General features: G+C 47.2%; 12 protein-coding genes. 1 reads left to right on the forward strand and 11 read right to left on the reverse strand.

Going from position 1 to position 17177, the window contains the following annotated elements; genetic code table 11:
* Window positions 1-123 precede the first annotated feature (123 nt).
* The 11 genes from BWI96_RS15995 to BWI96_RS16035 all read right to left on the reverse strand — a co-directional run bounded on the left by BWI96_RS15995 (window position 124) and on the right by BWI96_RS16035 (window position 15577).
* On the reverse strand, window positions 124-2562 hold the full coding sequence (locus BWI96_RS15995; RefSeq protein ID WP_106637556.1) for an ABC transporter permease: 2439 nt from the start codon (window positions 2560-2562) through the stop codon (window positions 124-126).
* 23 nt (window positions 2563-2585) lie between these two features.
* Window positions 2586-4637 (reverse strand): FtsX-like permease family protein, encoded by a 2052-nt coding sequence (locus BWI96_RS16000; RefSeq protein ID WP_232793763.1) that lies wholly within the window; start codon window positions 4635-4637, stop codon window positions 2586-2588.
* Window positions 4529-4981 (reverse strand): ABC transporter permease, encoded by a 453-nt coding sequence (locus BWI96_RS22525; protein ID WP_232793764.1) that lies wholly within the window; start codon window positions 4979-4981, stop codon window positions 4529-4531. The genes BWI96_RS16000 and BWI96_RS22525 overlap by 109 nt, the downstream gene beginning before the upstream one ends.
* An 81-nt stretch (window positions 4982-5062) precedes the next feature.
* Window positions 5063-7480, reverse strand: a complete 2418-nt coding sequence (locus BWI96_RS16005) for an ABC transporter permease (RefSeq protein ID WP_106637602.1) — start codon at window positions 7478-7480, stop codon at window positions 5063-5065.
* 122 nt (window positions 7481-7602) lie between these two features.
* A complete protein-coding gene (locus BWI96_RS16010) occupies window positions 7603-8892 on the reverse strand; it encodes an ABC transporter permease (protein ID WP_369804196.1) in 1290 nt (429 codons plus the stop codon).
* A complete protein-coding gene (locus tag BWI96_RS16015) occupies window positions 8808-10007 on the reverse strand; it encodes an ABC transporter permease (RefSeq protein WP_106637558.1) in 1200 nt (399 codons plus the stop codon). The genes BWI96_RS16010 and BWI96_RS16015 overlap by 85 nt, the downstream gene beginning before the upstream one ends.
* Window positions 10008-10144: 137 nt before the next feature.
* The gene (locus tag BWI96_RS16020) at window positions 10145-12517 is read right to left on the reverse strand and encodes an ABC transporter permease (RefSeq protein ID WP_106637559.1); all 2373 of its coding nucleotides are present in this window, start codon (window positions 12515-12517) and stop codon (window positions 10145-10147) included.
* A gap of 116 nt (window positions 12518-12633) precedes the next feature.
* Entirely contained in the window at window positions 12634-13323 is a 690-nt protein-coding gene (locus tag BWI96_RS16025) for an ABC transporter ATP-binding protein (protein WP_094813994.1), read from the reverse strand.
* 256 nt (window positions 13324-13579) lie between these two features.
* The gene (locus BWI96_RS22530) at window positions 13580-14371 is read right to left on the reverse strand and encodes an efflux RND transporter periplasmic adaptor subunit (protein ID WP_232793765.1); all 792 of its coding nucleotides are present in this window, start codon (window positions 14369-14371) and stop codon (window positions 13580-13582) included.
* Between the two features lie 56 nt (window positions 14372-14427).
* Complete coding sequence (locus BWI96_RS22535) at window positions 14428-14844, reverse strand: biotin/lipoyl-binding protein (RefSeq protein ID WP_232793766.1); 417 nt, start codon at window positions 14842-14844, stop codon at window positions 14428-14430.
* A 100-nt stretch (window positions 14845-14944) separates the two neighbouring features.
* The gene (locus tag BWI96_RS16035; protein ID WP_369804193.1) at window positions 14945-15577 is read right to left on the reverse strand and encodes an RNA polymerase sigma factor; all 633 of its coding nucleotides are present in this window, start codon (window positions 15575-15577) and stop codon (window positions 14945-14947) included.
* A 196-nt stretch (window positions 15578-15773) separates the two neighbouring features.
* On the opposite strand from BWI96_RS16035, the gene BWI96_RS16040 reads away from it, so the two are divergent.
* Window positions 15774-17168 carry a sigma-54 dependent transcriptional regulator gene (locus BWI96_RS16040; protein WP_106637560.1) on the forward strand — a complete coding sequence of 465 codons (1395 nt, stop codon included), beginning with the start codon at window positions 15774-15776 and terminating at the stop codon, window positions 17166-17168.
* Window positions 17169-17177 lie beyond the last annotated feature (9 nt).

Genomic DNA, 17177 nt, shown 5'->3' on the forward strand with positions numbered 1-17177 from the left:
CAGCAGGGAATTCATTATAATACGGTTGGATGTTAATGATTTTTGCCTGTAATGAAATGGTTGGTGGGGGAAGCAGAGACGCCATCCATCGGCGTCTCTACGGTTGGGAGTAGCCTTTACTAGTTATTCGCTTTTTAGGCTCTTGACAGGATTTACCATCGCCGCCCGAATGGTTTGGCTACTTACAGTAACCAAGGCAATCAGAAAGGCGATTAATCCGGCTCCCGCAAAAAGCCACCAGCTTAACTCGGTGCGATAGGCAAATTCTTCGAGCCATTTATTCATCAGAAACCAGCTTGTAGGCACGGCAATGAAATAGGCAATCATGACGAGTTTTATAAAATCACGCGAAAGTAAGCCCACGATGCTGGTGATGCTGGCTCCGAGAACTTTACGCACCCCGATTTCTTTGATTTTCTGTTCAGCAGTAAAAGCCGCCAAACCATATAACCCCAGGCACGCAATGAGAATGGCAACGGTGGTAAAGTAACTGATTAGGGTACCCATTTTCTGCTCCGTTTCGTAATTTCGCTGGAAATCCTGATCCAGAAAACTATACTCGAAAGGCTCCTCTGGGTTAAATGTTTTCCAGGTATTTTCCAGGGAAGCCAGTAAGCGGCTTACCTTGGTAGTATTCGTTCGAACGATCATGTAGTTCAAGCCCCAGGGAGCCAGAATGAAGCCAAAATTATCAATGGGTTGCTGTAACCCGGCAAAATTAAAATCTTTCACCACACCCACTACCTGATAATCAAGCCGTCCTTCCGAACCATTCCAGTGCAGCGTCTTGCCAAGGATACTTTGGGGCGTATAGCCCAGTTTTGCTACGGCGTGTTCGTTAATGATGATTCGCTGGGCCGTGTCGGCTGGAAATTGAGGCGAAAAGAAACGACCACTGATTTTATGAAACCCCATGGTTTCCATGAAGTCATAATTAACGTGATTCATGCGGAGGGTAACCCCGTTTTCTACCGTTTTTCCTTCCCGGTAAAAGGTCTGATCGCCCGCTACGAAAATGCCGGGATAACTCGTGGCGGCGGCGGCCGAAACTACCTCCGAGTTTTTCTCAATGGCCTGTTTGAAGGTCGCATAATGATCTTTGGCCAGATTGGTTCGAAGAGGAATAACCAATTGCTGGTCTTTCACAAAACCTAAGTCCTGGTGTTGCAGAAAATCCATTTGACGCCAGATGACAAGTGAGCCCAGAATTAGTATAATGGACAAGGCAAACTGAAACACCACCAGAGCTTTACGAAGATTAATAGCTGCCAGACTATTGCTAGCTTTGTTTTTCAGAACCTGAGCCGGATTAAAGGAAGAAAGGTAAAAGGCTGGGTAACTACCCGCCAGTATTCCCGTAATTAAAGCCAGTCCTAAAAAGAGGAAAAGTTTGGTATAATCTTTGGTAAATGAGATACTTAAATCAGTTCCGGCAATGCCGTTGAAAAGCGGTAAACTTACTTCAACCAGAAAAATAGCGATGACCAGAGCCAGCAAACTGATGATCATGGATTCGCCGAGAAACTGACCGATCAGGGTTTCTTTTTCAGCTCCCATGACTTTACGAATCCCCACTTCAGCCGCCCGCTTACCGGAACGGGCCGTACTGAGATTCATGAAGTTAATGCAGGCAATAACCAGCGTGAATAAGGCAACGGTAATCAGGATATAGACAAACTGAATGTTTCCTTTTTTATTAAAAATCGTTTCGGCATCGGTGTATAAATGGATGCTGGGAACAGACTCCAGATATTGGTTTTTCTTGAATGCCACCCGTTTCAAATCTTTACCCATGTACTTTTCGATGAAAGCCGGAAACTTGGCTTCCAGACTTTTGGCCTCTGATCCGGGACGGAGTTTGAGGTAAGTAAAGAACATGTTGTTACTGGCAAAATCCTGCGTATTGCGAACAAAGTCGCCAATATCTCCACTGCTTAACGACATAAAGTAGTGACTGTCGATATGGGAAGGACCAACAGATCGAAACACCCCCGTGATTTTAAAATCCAGATCGCCATTGGAACTGCTAATGCGAATAACCTGATTGAGAGCGGAGTTGGTGCCATACAGCTTTTGGGCAATCTCTTCGGAAATCACCACGGAATTCGGTAGATCCAGTGCATGTTTGGGAGAACCTTCGAGAAATTCGTATGCGAACAGATCAAAAAAAGTGGGATCGGCAAAGACACCTTTGGATTCATAAAAGCTTTGCAGGGCTTTCCCATGAGCCATGCGTTTGAAAATGGCTTTATCTTCCGAGAAAGGAATAAATACTCGGGTCACTTCTTCTACCTCTGGAAATTCATTCTTCACGGCCGCTGCCACCGGTGCTGCACAGGTAGGAGCTTTTTCAGTTTTAGCCTCCGTAACGAATTCGGTAACCAAACGGTAGAGGTCTTTCGAACGATCATTGTGCGTATCGTAACTTAATTCATGCTGAACGTAAAGCAGAATGAGTAAACAGCAGGCCATTCCTACGGCCAGGCCAATGATGTTAATGAGGGAAAAAACCTTGTTTTTCCAGAGGGTTCGCAGGGCGATTTGAATATAATTGCGGAGCATGGCTTCAGCGTTTGCGGGTATAGTTATTCACTTTTCAGGCTTCGAACGGGATTCATTAAGGCCGCCCGCAGGGCCTGACTGCTCACCGTCAGCAGAGCAATCAGCAGGGCCAGCAGCCCGGCAGCCAAGAATATCCACCCGCTAATCTGGATGCGATATGCAAAGCTGTTTAGCCACTCGTTCATCATCCACCACGTCAGCGGCGAGGCCATCAGGAAGGCCAGTCCCACGAGTTTGAGAAAATCGCGAGATAACAAGGTGATTAATTGAAATTCATTGGCTCCCAGTACTTTACGTACGCCGATTTCTTTCGTCCGTTGCTCTGCCGCATACGCAGCTAGTCCGAACAAACCGAGGCAGGCAACGAGGATGGTCAGGATGGAGAAAACCAGTACAACCTGGGCCGTCCGCTGTTCAGTCTGGTAAAGGTTGTTCAGGTGCTGGTCCAGAAAAGTGTATTCAAAAGCCGACTGCGGCAGGCTTTCCGAAAAAACGTTTTCGAGTTGTGACATGGTCTGCGTCAGTCGCTGGGTCCGAAGTTTCACCAGCAGGTAGCGATACGATTCGGTATTGGCGTTATGAAAAGCATAACCGCCGATGGGTTGATGGAAATTTTCAAAATGAAAGTCTTCCACTACGCCAACGATTTCCGAGTTATTATCACCAAAAAGCCCGTAAGCTTTCCGGCCAATGGCATTTTCGGGAGTATAGCCAAGAAAAGTTACGGCATTGCGGTTCAACACTACCTGAACCGTCGTGTCTTTGGCGTCTTTGGCCACGGAGGGAAGGGTTTTCCCAGCGATCAGTTTCAGTCCTAGCACCTGTACAAAATCCGGCGTGGCATGATTGGTCGTCATTTTGAATTCTTCCGAAGACTGTAGATTCTTTCGTAGGGAACGCCCACTGCCACCGTTGGCCGGAAACGTCTGGCTCCGGCATACCTCCACCACGTCGGGCAGAGAACGGACGCGGTTCATCAGTCCGTCAATCTGCGGTTTGGACTCCGCCGCCACCGTCGTAATCGCTACCACCTGTTCAGGCTGATAGCCCAGTTTCTGATGCTGCACAAACCGGAGCTGCTGGTAAAAAATGATGCTGCTGATGATGAGCACAATGGAAGCCGTAAACTGAATGACAACCAGACTGCGACGAAACAGGCCGGCTCCCGTGCTGGACCGGAAATTGGTTTGCAGCAGGTTTTTAGGGGAGTACGATGACAGGTACAAAGCGGGGTACGAACCAGCAATCAGGGTAACGAGGGTTCCCGTCAGCAGTAATCCGGCCAGAACCTCCGGCGACAGCAGGGCATAGGCCGTCAGGTGCCGAGAGGCAAGGCGATTGAATATCGGTAAAAAGGCTTCCAGCAGAGCCACACTAAGAAGAATGGACAGCAAGACCAGAATCGCCGTTTCTATATAAAATCGACGGGCCATCAGATTTCGGGAGGCTCCCAATGCTTTATTGATACCTACCTCCCGAAAACGTTGCTGGGAGCGGGCCGTACTCAGATTCATGTAATTGATACAGGCAATCACCAGTACCACCAATGCAAGGATAACCAGAATGCGTACCTGCTGCGGATCACCGATTTTGCTAGTGTAGACATGGGCGACGTCTTCGGAGTGCAGATGAATGTCCGTTAACAGTTGCAGGTAAGCGGTATAATAACGGTTCTCGACGGAAACATTTTGTTTAATCAGCTTATCCAGCTGCCGTTCTACCGAAGCGGGTTGGGTTTGAGGATTCAACACTACGTACGTTTCAAAACTGGCATTGCTCCAGGAAAGGTTTTTATACGCCCAGGTTTCCGTGGCGAAAGAACCAATCAGGTTGGCATCGAAGGAGGAATGATCCGGAAAATCGGCGTAAACCCCCGTAACCTCAAGGGTGGTCCGGTTATCGACTTTTAGGACTTTTCCGACCGGATTTTCGTCTCCGAAATAGCGTTCAGCCGTACCCTGACTGATCAGCACCTGATTTGGTTTGTCCAATGCCGTTTGGGGATTACCCTGAATGAGCGGAATATCGAATACCCGAAAAAGCGTGGAATCGGCCCAGTACAGGTTTTTTTCCACGAATTTTTTTCGCCCGTTGTAATAAAAGCTGATTCGCCAAAGTTGTGTTTCAGAAACCGAACCTGCTGCTTCACCCCGGGAATTTTCTCCAGCATGGTGGGACCGATGATGTTCGGAGCCGTTGCCCATTTCTCCTGCTTTCCGTCAAAAGAGACCGCTAGATTCACCCGGTAAATCTGTTCTGCCTGCTTATGATACTGATCGAAGACCAACTCATCCTTGATGTATAAAAACAGCAGTAACGAAATCGTAAGGCCCAGAGAAAGGCCCAGCATATTCAGGCCGGTAAATAAGCGACTCTTCCAGAGGTTGCGGAGGGCAATTTTGAAATAGTTCTGAAACATAAGTGCGGATGCAAAGGAGTTAACAACAAGTCAATGACGAAGGAAACCCTACGGCAGAGCCTCTGCCGTAGGGTTAGGAAATTATTCCGTTTTCAGACTTTTGACCGGATTGGTCAGCGAAGCCCGGATGGCCTGGCTACTCACAGTTAGCAGAGCGACCAGCAAGGCTAATCCGCCCGCCAGCAGAAATAACCAGACATTCAACGTAATGCGGTAGGCAAAGCCTTCCAGCCACCGATTCATTACGTACCAGGCCAGGGGCGAGGCAATGAGAAAGGCAATGCCAATCAAACGGATAAAATCGCTGGATAATAGCGTAATCAATTGAATTTCTGATGCTCCCAGCACTTTTCGAACGCCAATTTCTTTGGTGCGGCGTTCGGCTGAGTAAGCCGCCAGACCAAATAAACCCAGACAGGCAATTACGATGGCCGTAATGGCGAAGGCCATGAACACTTTCCCGATGCGTTGTTCACTTCGATAAATACTGTCGAAGGCTTCATCCATAAACTGAGACTGAAACGGCTGACCCGGCATCACTTTATTCCAAACCTGTTCAATCTGACCGACGGTTTCGGATAGGTTTTGCGTCTTGAGTCTGAAATTGGCCCATCCTGCTGGTTTTGAACTCAGTTGCAGGGACAAGGCCCCAACGTTTTCCCGCAGGGATTCGTAATTAAAGTTTTTAACGACGCCAATGACCGTTAATTCTTGGGTTTGGCCCGTTCGCATATCTTCAAGGACCGAAATCTTTTTACCAATCGGATCTTTATATCCGAAAAGTTTGACGGCTGTTTCGTTGAGAATAATGCCAGAAGAATCGGTAGCCATGTGAGGCGAAAAGTTACGCCCGGCAATAATTTTCAATCCCAGTGTTTTCGTATAATCCGGGTCAACGTACCACTCCTGCATTTGGACGGCCCGTTCCTGCACCACTTCTCCTTCTGGAAAAAACGAGTTATCGCCCCGCCAGGATGGAATGGGTAAATACCCCGTTACGGTACCATTCTGAACGCCGGGAATTCGCAGGATTTCGTTTTTCAGGGCTTGTACCTGAGGACCATACACGCCATTCAGCATCAAAACCTGATCCCGGTTGAAGCCTACTTTTTCCTTCTGAATGAATGTTAGCTGGTAATAAATGGCCAGGGTGCAGATGATGAGAAATACCGAAGAAAAAAACTGGAAAACGACCAGCGAACTTCGCAACCAGCCGCTCCGCATACCCGTTGTTAACGTTCCTTTCAGCACTTTGGCAGGCTCAAAGGCAGATAAGTAAAAAGCCGGATAGCTGCCCGCCAATATGCCCACTAGTAAGGCAAAAAGCAGTAATACGGGAAGGAGATACCAGTCTTTGAAAAAGCTGAGTGATAACTGTTTATCCGCAAGGGTATTGAAAGCGGGCAACGCTAACTCGGCCATAACCAGAGCAATGGCAAAGGCCATCAGGCTTAGCAAAACTGATTCAGTAAGAAATTGACCAATCAGATTTCCATTACCCGAACCCAGTACTTTCCGAACGCCAACTTCCTTCGCCCGGTGAGCCGAACGGGCCGTAGCCAGATTCATGAAATTGATACAGGCGATCAGGAGAATGAAAATAGCAATGGCTGAAAAAATATACACGTACTGAATGTTACTCTGCGGGTTCATCTCATCCACCCGATCCGAATACAGATGAATAGCAGTAACGGGGATGAGTGAGTAACGAATGTAACTGCCGGCAGCTTCCAGCTCAGCCATGCTTTTACCCAGCGTTTGCTGGATTAACGGCCCCGCCTGACGCGTGAAAAGTTCCTGCATCTGTCGTTCTACTTTTTTCGGGGAAACGCCGGGTTTGAGCAACAGGTAGGTACACAAATTATGACTCAACCAGTAGTCTTCCTTGCTTCTGGCGTTATCCAGCATTGTAAAAAATAAATCAGTCTTTAGGTGAGAAGTAGTGGGAAGGTCTTCGATAACTCCGGTCACTTTATAATCGTCGGAACCATTGACGCGTAAGGTCTTTCCCAGTGCTTCAACGGTATCAAAATACTTCAGAGCCATTTTACGAGTAATAACCACCGTGTGCGGCTGATTGAGAGCCGTCTTCGGATTACCGGAAAGCATCGGGATACCCAGTACTTCGAAAATTCCTGAATCTGCATAAACTTCTTTTTCCTGAATCTTTTCTGTGCCTTTCCAGATCATGCCGGGAGCCTGATTGAGAATGCGGGCAGCCGCTTCGATTTCAGGGTAATTCTGAACCAAAGCCGCAGCCATCGGTGCCGAACTATTGGACGTATGCGTATCTGAGCCCCCAAATCGAATGTCTGAGTTAATGCGATAAACCCGGTCGGCATGATTCAGGAAACGATCATAACTCAACTCATCCAGAATGTAGAAGCTGATGAGCAGACAGGTCGCAATACCAAAGGCCAGACCGAAAAGGTTAATGGCCGAATAGGTCTTGTTTCGCCAGAGGTTACGGAGGGCGATTTTGAAATAATTAGATAGCATATCGATTGCTGATTGATCGTTTTTGGTTGTTAGGAAACGAGACTTTCCGAAGAGGCTGATGGCCATTTTACAAGCAACCGCCCTTTACAGACAATCATCAACTAAGAACTAACACTCACCCTTTACTCACTCTTTAAACTCCTGACCGGATTGGTCAAAGCAGCCCGAATGGACTGGTAACTCACCGTCCCCAGAGCAATCAGCAGGGTTAACAACCCCGCTTCCGCAAATACCCACCATTGTACGGAAATGTGATAGGCAAATTGCTCCAGCCAGCGATCCATCGTTACCCAGACCAGTGGAATCGAAATAAGTAGAGCTATCACCACCAGTTTGATATAGTCTCTGGTGAGGAGCGTTGAAATTTGAAGGACACTGGCTCCCAATACTTTACGAATACCGATTTCCTTGGTTCGCTGTTCGGCACTGAAGGCAGCCAGCCCCAGCAGACCCAGGCAGGCAATGAAAATGGACAAGCCCGAAGCCAGTGTAAAGAGTGAACTGTATTGCTGCTCGGTCTGGTACTGTCGGTTATAATGCTCGTCGGCGAAGTAAAAACTAAAGAGGTTGCCCGGAAAGTAACGTTCGTAAGCAGCTTTTAACTGCTGAATATGCTCATGAACGTGATCCGTTGAAATTTCGGCGGTCAGATACGTGGTGTTCTGTTGGGGCCAGTAAACAATGGGCTGAATAGCCTCTTTCAGACCCAGGTGGTGATAGTTTTTTACAACGCCAACCACTTCAACAGCCTGTCCGTTGAATAAAACCGTTTTGCCGAGAATGGCTGAGGGAGAATAGCCTAACTTGGCCGCTGTCGCTTCGTTGACCATAAAGGCATGAACGTCGCTCCAGGGTTTTTCGGTTTCGCTTTTTGTGAAACTACGGCCACTGGCCAGGGAGATTCCGTAAGTCTTGAAGAACTGATCATCACAGATTAAGACGGCAAAGCTCGTTTTCTGGTCGGGTGAAGACTGATCCGTTCGCAGGACGTTTTCCGTGGAAAAATTAAAACCACTTCCCGGTACATTGCCAGAGGAACTAAAGGCCGTTACAAAGGGAAGCTGACTCAGGGCATTTCTGAAGCCAGCCGTACGGGTCAGGAACGTGCTGTCGCGACCCACTTCTGGTCCCTGCATGACCAGCCGTTGCTGCAGGGTAACTCCCAGATTCTTCCGTTGCATGTAATGCAGTTGCTGGTAGACAATGAAAGTCGCCGCAATAAGGGTGATGGAGATACTAAACTGAAAAAGAACCAGTGACTGGCGTAACCAGCTTTTGCCGGACTTGAGCCAGCCGCCTTTTAAGCTAAGTAGGGGATTAATACCACTCAGGCAAAAGCCGTATAAAAACCAGAGACACCGATGCCGGCCAGAAAGAAAATGAAAGCGTAGAACCAGTAATGAGAGTCGAATAAAACGGACAGGGAAAGGTTCTTCTGGATCAGTGCGTTGAAAGGAGACTGAAGTACATCGACTACTACAAAAGCAATTAGTAAAGCGATGATATTCAGTATGATAGATTCGCCCAGAAATTGACCAATGATTTGAAATCGATGGGCTCCGATTACTTTTCTTACGCCCACTTCTTTGGATCTTTTGGAAACCAGAGCCGTACTTAGGTTGACGTAATTGAACCAGGCAATGAGTAAGATGAGCGAGGCAATGCCACTCATCAGGTACACAAAGCCCAAATTTCCGAAGGTGGTGAACGAATCGGTTAGCGAAGCTCCCAGGTGTTGAAATTGAACGGCTTGTAACCGGATTTGATCCGTGCTTCCGGTAGGCAACGTCTTGAGTAACTGATTGAATTTCTGTTCTGCCCTTAATGCTTCGGCCTGAGGGGTGAGTAACACATAGGTGGTTACAAACTGAGCTCCAACGCCAGCGGGGTCTACCCAGCTATTGTCTTTAATGACCGAAGGATTCGCCAGCGTAGCCATTGAAAAGATAATATCTGCCTGGATATCAGAATTTTCTAGCATATTCTCATAAACCAAAGCTACGGTGTATTCCGTTTTTCCAAACTGATTATCAACCGTAATCGGTTGGCCTACCGCCGCTGCGTTACCAAATAATTTTTCAGCTTCGCGTAGGGAAAGGCCGACGGTTCTGGGCTTGTTCAGCTCAGAAACAGACCCCGATTGAACCGGAAACTGAAAGAGATGAAACAGTGAAGCGTCGGCATAAATGGTCTTATCTTCCCGAATGGTTTTTTCCGCAACCCTGACCATGCCATTTCCCAGGCCTTCGGCAATCCGGCAGTAGGATTCTAGTTCCGGGAAATTAGCCCGGAGTATTACCCCGGGAGCTGAAGAAGACTGCGTTGAGCCCGACTGCGGCTGCATCAGGACTCGGTACAGACGAGCCAGCTTAGGGTGGAAGGTATTAAAACTCCGCTCAAAACTAACGTACTCCAGAATGAGAAGTGAGGCCGTTAACCCCAATGCCAGACCGGTTAAATTCACTGTGGAAAACAGTCTGTTCTTCCACAGACTTCGCCAGGCAATTTTCAGATAGTTCTGTAACATGACTGCTAGGGTCTTAGGCTTTGATGGTTATTAGTTGTTCGTTGACGGTTGCTGAGGAGAATACGTTTAATCAGCGTCGATTTTGAAGTATTTTCTGAAAATACCCTTCAAAACAAGGACCAACCATCAACTACCCGTTACTCACTTTTCAGACTTTTCACAGGATTGGCGGTTGCTGCCCGGAATGCCTGTGAACTCACCGTAAATACAGCAACGATAAGAGCCAGCAAGCCCGCTCCAACAAACACCCACCAACTGAGCGAAACGTGGTAGTAGAATTTTTCGAGATAACCATTCAAGGCCCACCACGCAATTGGTGAGGCTAGTACAAAGGCAATACCGACTAGCTTCACAAAATCTTTAGATAAAAGCGTAATGACGCTGATTATACTGGCTCCCAGTACTTTTCGTATGCCAATTTCTTTCGTACGTTGTTCAGCTGTAAAGGCCGCCAGCCCTAAGAGTCCTAAACAGGAAATGAAAATGCCCAGCCCGGCGAAGATGCGGGCCAGTGCACCTGCGACTTGTTCCGTACGGTAGAGTTTTCCGTATTCCACATCGGCGAAATTGTACGTGAAAGGGAATCGGGGATTTACCTCTTTGCATACGGATTCCAAACTGGCAAGGGCCTGTTGGGTCTGGCCCGGCTGCGTACGCACCATCATCTGGCCGTAGTAGGTGGGAGACCAACCGACGTTCAGTCGCAGAATCAGCGGTCTGATTTGTTCATGAAGGGAATGAAAATGGAAATCATCGACCAGTCCAACAATGGTGCCGGGACGATCCCAAAAAGTGATGGGTTTACCCACCGGATCTTTGTATCCCATCAGTTGGGCAGCGGCCCGATTTACTAATACGGCCCCCGAATCGGTGGCGTATTTGGGAGAAAATTCCCGTCCGGCTAGTAGTTTAATGCCCAGTGTTTTCAGTCCGTCGTATCCAATAGCCGATGCCTCAAAAAGTGGACGACTTTCAGGGTCTTTACCGGGCCAGGATACGCCCGTGGTATTGCTCCCAAATTCGCCTAGTGCCTGATTAATGGAACTCACGGCCAGGATGCCCGGCTTGCGTAACAACTGCTGCTGAGCCACGGGAAATTTGGTTGATAACTCGCCTTCCAGGGGGACGTAAATCAGGTTTTCGCGATTGTATCCCAGGTTTTTGTTCTGGATGAAATGCACCTGCCGATAAATAATGATCGTTCCGATGATCAATAAAATGGAAAGGGTAAACTGAAAGACGACCAATCCCTGACGGAACAGTTTGCTGCCTCTGGAAAATTTCAGTCGGCCTTTCAATACGCGGGCAGGATTAAATCCAGACAGATAAAACGCCGGGTAACTTCCTGCAATGACACCAGTCAGTAGCGTAACGCCGAGCAGAAGCACATACGTAGACGCACGGGTATACTGTAAATCCAGTTGTTTTTCGGTAAGTTCGTTGAAACTGGGTAACACCAGTTCAATCACCCCAATGGCCAGTAATACGGCTAGAAAAGAAATCAATAAGGATTCTGAAAGAAACTGCCCAATGAGTGATTCACGAACGGCTCCCATCACTTTCCGAACGCCCACTTCGCGACTCCGACGCTCCGAACGGGCCGTACTTAAATTCATGAAGTTGATACAGGCAATCAGTAATATAAAAATGGCAACAATACTAAACAGCCGGACGTATTCGATACGACCGCCATTCTGAAATCCACCCCGCCAGTCATTATACAGATATGACTCGCTTAGTTTCTGCATGAAAAGATCGTTGGGGTATTCTTCTTTCCGGTAATTATTCAGAAATTTTTTAAGGCGTTTTTCCACGTTAGCCAGATTCGCATCCGGACGAACTTCAAAAATGAGCCGAGGGCCGTTGTTGCCCCAGTTTTCAATCCATGAATTCCGTTTACGGAAGTCCTCCCATGTTAACAGGAAATCATATTTCTCAGAAGCCTGGGGAGGAAGATTTTCGAATACGGCGGTAACTTTATACGGAGTGGTACTACCAGCTACCTCCACCGTTTTTCCGAGGGCTTTTTCGGGGCTGCCAAAGTAATTATCCGCCAGTTTTCGGGAAATAGCTACGCTTTCTGGTGTTTTTAGTGCGGTAGCTTTGGTCCCTGCCAGTAACGGTATGGAAAGCATTTTGAACCAGTCTTCACCGGCCCAGCGAACCTTCTGTTTATTGAATTTCTCACCAACGGTAAAATTCAACTGATCTTCCCAGGTAAAACCAGAAGCGTGTACAATCTCTGGAAATTTCTTTTTCAACTCATAACTGAGCATTCCGGGTGTATGAGATCCGGCATTGGTTTCTCCGTTAAAAGTCTGTCGCTGCATGACCCGATACAACACCGGGCTTTTTTCGTGGAAACTATCCATTGCCAGCTCATCCTGCACCCAGAGCCCAATCAGCAAACTACAGGAGACGCCCAAGGCTAGCCCAACAATATTAATGAGCGAAAACACACCATTCCGTATCAAATTACGAAAAGCAATTTTAAGATAGTTGGTGAACATGGGTAGTCTTGAGTTTATTTCTGTTTACCGTTGTCGGTTTTCTGTTGTCAGTTTATTCAAAGCAACTCAAATGATGACTATAAGAGAACTGAAAACAGAAAACCGTAAACTGAAAACTAGATGTGAAATTTCGTATTTACGTTTTCCGTAACGACGTGGCCATCGAAGAGGTTAATGATCCGGTGGCTGTAGTTGGCGTCGTAAGGGGAGTGGGTTACCATGATGATCGTCGTCCCTTCTTCGTTGAGCTGCTGTAAAAGTTTCATGACCTCTTCCCCGTTAGTCGAATCAAGGTTACCCGTCGGCTCATCGGCGAGGATTAGCTTCGGCTTGGCAACAACCGCCCGAGCAATGGCTACCCGTTGCTGCTGACCACCCGAAAGTTGTTGCGGGAAGTGGTCTTTCCGGTGCATGATGTTCATGCGGGTTAGTACCGTTTCCACGAGTTCCTTGCGTTCGGAAGCTGACTTGCCGAGGTAAAGCAGGGGTAACTCTACGTTCTCATACACCGTCAGTTCGTCAATCAGGTTAAAGCTCTGGAATACGAATCCGATGTTTCCCTTGCGAAGTTTAGCCCGCTGACGTTCCGAATATTTCGAGATTTCTTCACCCCAGAAGTTATACTCGCCCGTGGAAGGGTTATCGAGCATTCCTAATACGTTCAGTAAAGTTGATTTGCCGCAACCCGAAGGTCCCATGATGGCAACAAATTCGCCGTCAGCAATTTCTACATTGACGTGATCCAGAGCCGTTGTTTCAATTTCTTCAGTACGGTAAACTTTGCGGAGGTTTTTGATTTGAATCATGGTTTGGAGCTTCAGGTTGTTTTAACCACAGAGTTACTCAGGGTTTCGGCACAGAGTTCTCAGGGTACTTTTTATCAGATTAAGCTTTTAAATACGAGTACTTGATTTTCTGTCCACAAACGCACGAGGGTTCAAAAGGATTAAAGTGTGGTGAAACCTAGTGCCTTTGAGCCTTTGTGGCAAAAGAGTTGGTGTTCGCAGTCCTTTACTCATGGGTTACTCTGTGCAAAGCTCAGCGTAACTCTGTGGTTAATATTTACTGGGGTTGCTTATTTTCCTTCAGGTTGAGCACTTCGTTATCACCGAAGGTTTCATAACTGGACGTAATTACTTTTTCACCGGGTTTCAGGCCATCCAATACTTCGTAATACGTTGGGTTTTTACGGCCTAACTGAATCTGACGTTTCACCGCCCGCTCGCCATTGGCTTCAACTACGAATACCCAGTTACCGCCCGTTTGCTGATAGAAACCACCCGTAGGCAGCAGAACTGCCTGCTCAGGTTTACCCAGTTCCAGACGAATGCGGAGGGTCTGACCGCGACGAATATCCGTTGGAGCCGTTTGAGCAAACAACATATCCACTTCAAAACGACCGTTGGTTACCGTCGGGAAAACCTTATCGACGATCAGTTTATACTCTTTACCGTCTAGATCTGCGTAACCTTCCAGCCCTTTCACAATGCGAGGCAGGTATAATTCGTCAATGGGCACGCGAACCTTAAATTTATCCAGAATATCGACCTGTCCAATCTTGGTTCCTTTGCTGATTAACTGACCAATCTGTAAGTCGGTAGCGGTTGAGAGTTGTCCTGAAATGGGAGCACGTACCAACAGGTTATCCAGCATTTGACCGACATTCTGAATGCTTTCCCAAATCCGTTTTTCAGATTGCGTTAGCTGAGCATTTTGTTGAATACGAATAAGCGAATCCTGCATGTACGAACGCTGGGTAACGTTCCGGCGGCGTTTCTGATAGGATACTTCTTCCCGTACATCCTGTTGTTCTTTTTCAGACAAATACTTGGATGCCCGATCGTTACGATTCAATTGCTGCTCCTTGATTTTTACCTGATAATCAATTTCAGCCAGCGTATTTTGTAAGGCTAAGGTGTTTTGTTGCAGTTGCAGACGCGAAGTCCGGGCGTATTTAACTGATCGTACAGAGCCGTTTCACGCGTTAATACATTCAGTTTTAATTCCGTATTGGAAAGTTGAAGAATGACGTCACCCGCTTTTACCATATCACCCGACTGCTTGAAAATCTTCTCAATGGACCCTCCCTCTACCGCATCTAACTGCACACTTTGAATCGGAATAACCGTTCCGTTTACGGGGATGAACTCGTTAAAAGCCCCCTGCGAAACCGTTGAAATGGTCTGTTTTTCGGACTCTACCCGAAGCTGACTGCGTTTGTCCCGAAAGACCACCGCCCATAGTGTGAGTGAGACCAGGAGCAAGCCACCAATGATGAAAAACACACGCTTCGAGTTCCAGAATTTTTTTTCAATTTTCTTATCCACGGGGAAAATATGGTTTTAAGTTGTTAGTTAATGGTTGTCGGTTGATGGAAGGTAGTTCGTGGTAGACTTAAACTAGCCGCTAGTGACGAACAACCATCAACTAATTCATGAGTAATTCCTTCAGCTTCAACTTCGCCCGCATGAACTGGGAGCGTGAAGTAGAGGGAGAGATATTTAATAATTCGGCAATTTCTTCATGGCTGTAATCCTCCAGCAAATGCAGGGTTAATACGGTACGAAAGCCATCGGGTAACTTCATCAGGGCCGTTCTAACTTCCGAAACCTCCCAATCGTCGGGTTCTGTGGCCTGTACAAAGGCTGCTTCTATGCCTTCTTCCACCTCTACCAACTGTACCCGCCGCTGGCGAAGCCGATTGAGAGCTTCGTTCACAACGATTTGTTTTAGATACGCTCCGACGGTACTTTCCTGACGAAAATCATTAATTCGCTGAAAGAACTTGACGAAAGCGTCCTGTAACACATCTTCGGCTTCGGCGGTGTGATTCAGGATTCGGTAACAAACGTTATACATTGATTTGGAATACAGCCGATACAGTTCGTACTGGGCAGAGCGGTCACCGCGGCGACAAGCTTCTACCAGAGCAGTACGATCAGTTTTACAAAGCGTTTCCATAATCTCAGTTGTTAAAAGGCCGTCGAACGGCGTTAATGAGGCCGTCCGACGGTAATCGAAACTAAACCCTGATGCCTTAACTTTCCAAAGCTGTGCCAAAGTTTGAAAAAGGCCCTCAGGAGCTCAAAAAGGGCATTTTTTAATAAAATAGTGTTCGCTGGCGTACAGCTACTGTACGGAATCGAACACTTTTTAGTAGCTTTCTGGTGTTATCTGTGAATGGTACAGTTTTGATCAGTACTAGGTAACTCTGAAATCATTTTTCAGGACCTGAAATTTTAGAAAATACAACCCAATGCCATTAACCTCTGCCCGTATTCTGGTCGTTGATGATAACGAAGACCTGCTAAAAGCGGCTCGGTTGTTGTTAAAGCAACATTTTACCCGCGTTGATACTGAGAAAAATCCCGAAAATCTACCGACTTTATTACGTCAGGAAGGATATGACGTGATTATGCTGGACATGAATTTCACCCAGGACGTGACTTCGGGGACGGAAGGATTTTTCTGGCTGGATAAAATTCTGAAAATCGACCCGGCAGCTATTGTCTTACTAATTACCGCTTATGGCGACGTGGAAATGGCCGTACGGGCCGTGAAATCCGGGGCGACTGATTTTATCCTGAAACCCTGGAGTAATGAGAAGTTACTCGCAACGCTGTTTTCGGCCCTGTCCCTTCGGAAATCCAAACTGGAAATTGAAAAGCTCAAGTCTCAAAATGCCATTATTTCAAGAGACCAGCACGCTCGTTTCGGCGAAATGGTGGGCGTCAGTCCGGCCATGCACGAGGTTTTCGGCACCATTCAGAAAGTAGCCGCTACTGATGCCAATGTCTTGATTTTGGGTGAAAATGGAACGGGTAAGGAATTGATAGCTAGATCCTTACATCAGAATTCGAACCGAGCTCGTCAGGCATTTATTAGCGTTGATTTAGGAGCAATTAGCGAGAATCTTTTTGAAAGTGAGTTATTTGGCCACGTCAAAGGAGCCTTTACCGACGCCCGCGAAGACCGGGCCGGACGCTTTGAAGCCGCCGATGGAGGAACCATTTTCCTGGATGAAATCGGGAATCTTTCTCTGCCAATGCAGGCCAAGTTACTGACCGTTCTGCAAAGCCGTCAGGTCACACGGGTAGGGTCCAATCGGCCTAAATCTATTGATATTCGATTGATTTGTGCGACCAACATGCCTTTGGCCGAAATGATCACCAAAGGGGAGTTTCGGCAGGATTTATTATACCGCATTAACACCATTGAAATACGGATTCCGGCTCTGCGGGAGCGGCCCGAAGACATTGAGTTACTGGCTCATCATTACCTGCGGGTCTACACGCAAAAGTACCGCAAACGCATTCGGGACGTAAGTCCACCGGCTATTCAACGGATGACAAAATACGGTTGGCCGGGAAATGTGCGGGAGTTACAGCACGCCATCGAACGGGCCGTGATTATGTGCGAAAAGGATATGCTGCAACCCGAAGATTTATTCATTTCAACGGCTCAGAAAACGCCCGAAAAGCAAGCTTCGGCAGAAACCTTATCGCTCGATCAGTTTAATCTGGATGAACTGGAAAAAGCCATCATTCGAAAAGTATTGAACAAGCATAGTGGTAATATTTCCAAGGCCGCGACGGAGTTAGGATTAACCCGTGCTTCTTTATACCGAAGACTTGAAAAATACGGGTTGTAAAACTGTTAA

Source organism: Siphonobacter sp. SORGH_AS_0500 (assembly GCF_002838835.1).
Lineage (GTDB): Bacteria > Bacteroidota > Bacteroidia > Cytophagales > Spirosomataceae > Siphonobacter.

What these genes read in the sequence shown, in the direction of transcription:
- BWI96_RS15995 (WP_106637556.1), bottom strand. Translation starts at nt 2,562, where the DNA reads ATGCTCCGCAATTATATTCAAATCGCCCTGCGAACCCTCTGGAAAAAC.
- BWI96_RS22525 (WP_232793764.1), bottom strand. Translation starts at nt 4,981, where the DNA reads ATGTTTCAGAACTATTTCAAAATTGCCCTCCGCAACCTCTGGAAGAGT.
- BWI96_RS16005 (WP_106637602.1), bottom strand. Translation starts at nt 7,480, where the DNA reads ATGCTATCTAATTATTTCAAAATCGCCCTCCGTAACCTCTGGCGAAAC.
- BWI96_RS16015 (WP_106637558.1), bottom strand. Translation starts at nt 10,007, where the DNA reads ATGTTACAGAACTATCTGAAAATTGCCTGGCGAAGTCTGTGGAAGAAC.
- BWI96_RS16020 (WP_106637559.1), bottom strand. Translation starts at nt 12,517, where the DNA reads ATGTTCACCAACTATCTTAAAATTGCTTTTCGTAATTTGATACGGAAT.
- BWI96_RS16025 (WP_094813994.1), bottom strand. Translation starts at nt 13,323, where the DNA reads ATGATTCAAATCAAAAACCTCCGCAAAGTTTACCGTACTGAAGAAATT.
- BWI96_RS16040 (WP_106637560.1), top strand. Translation starts at nt 15,774, where the DNA reads ATGCCATTAACCTCTGCCCGTATTCTGGTCGTTGATGATAACGAAGAC.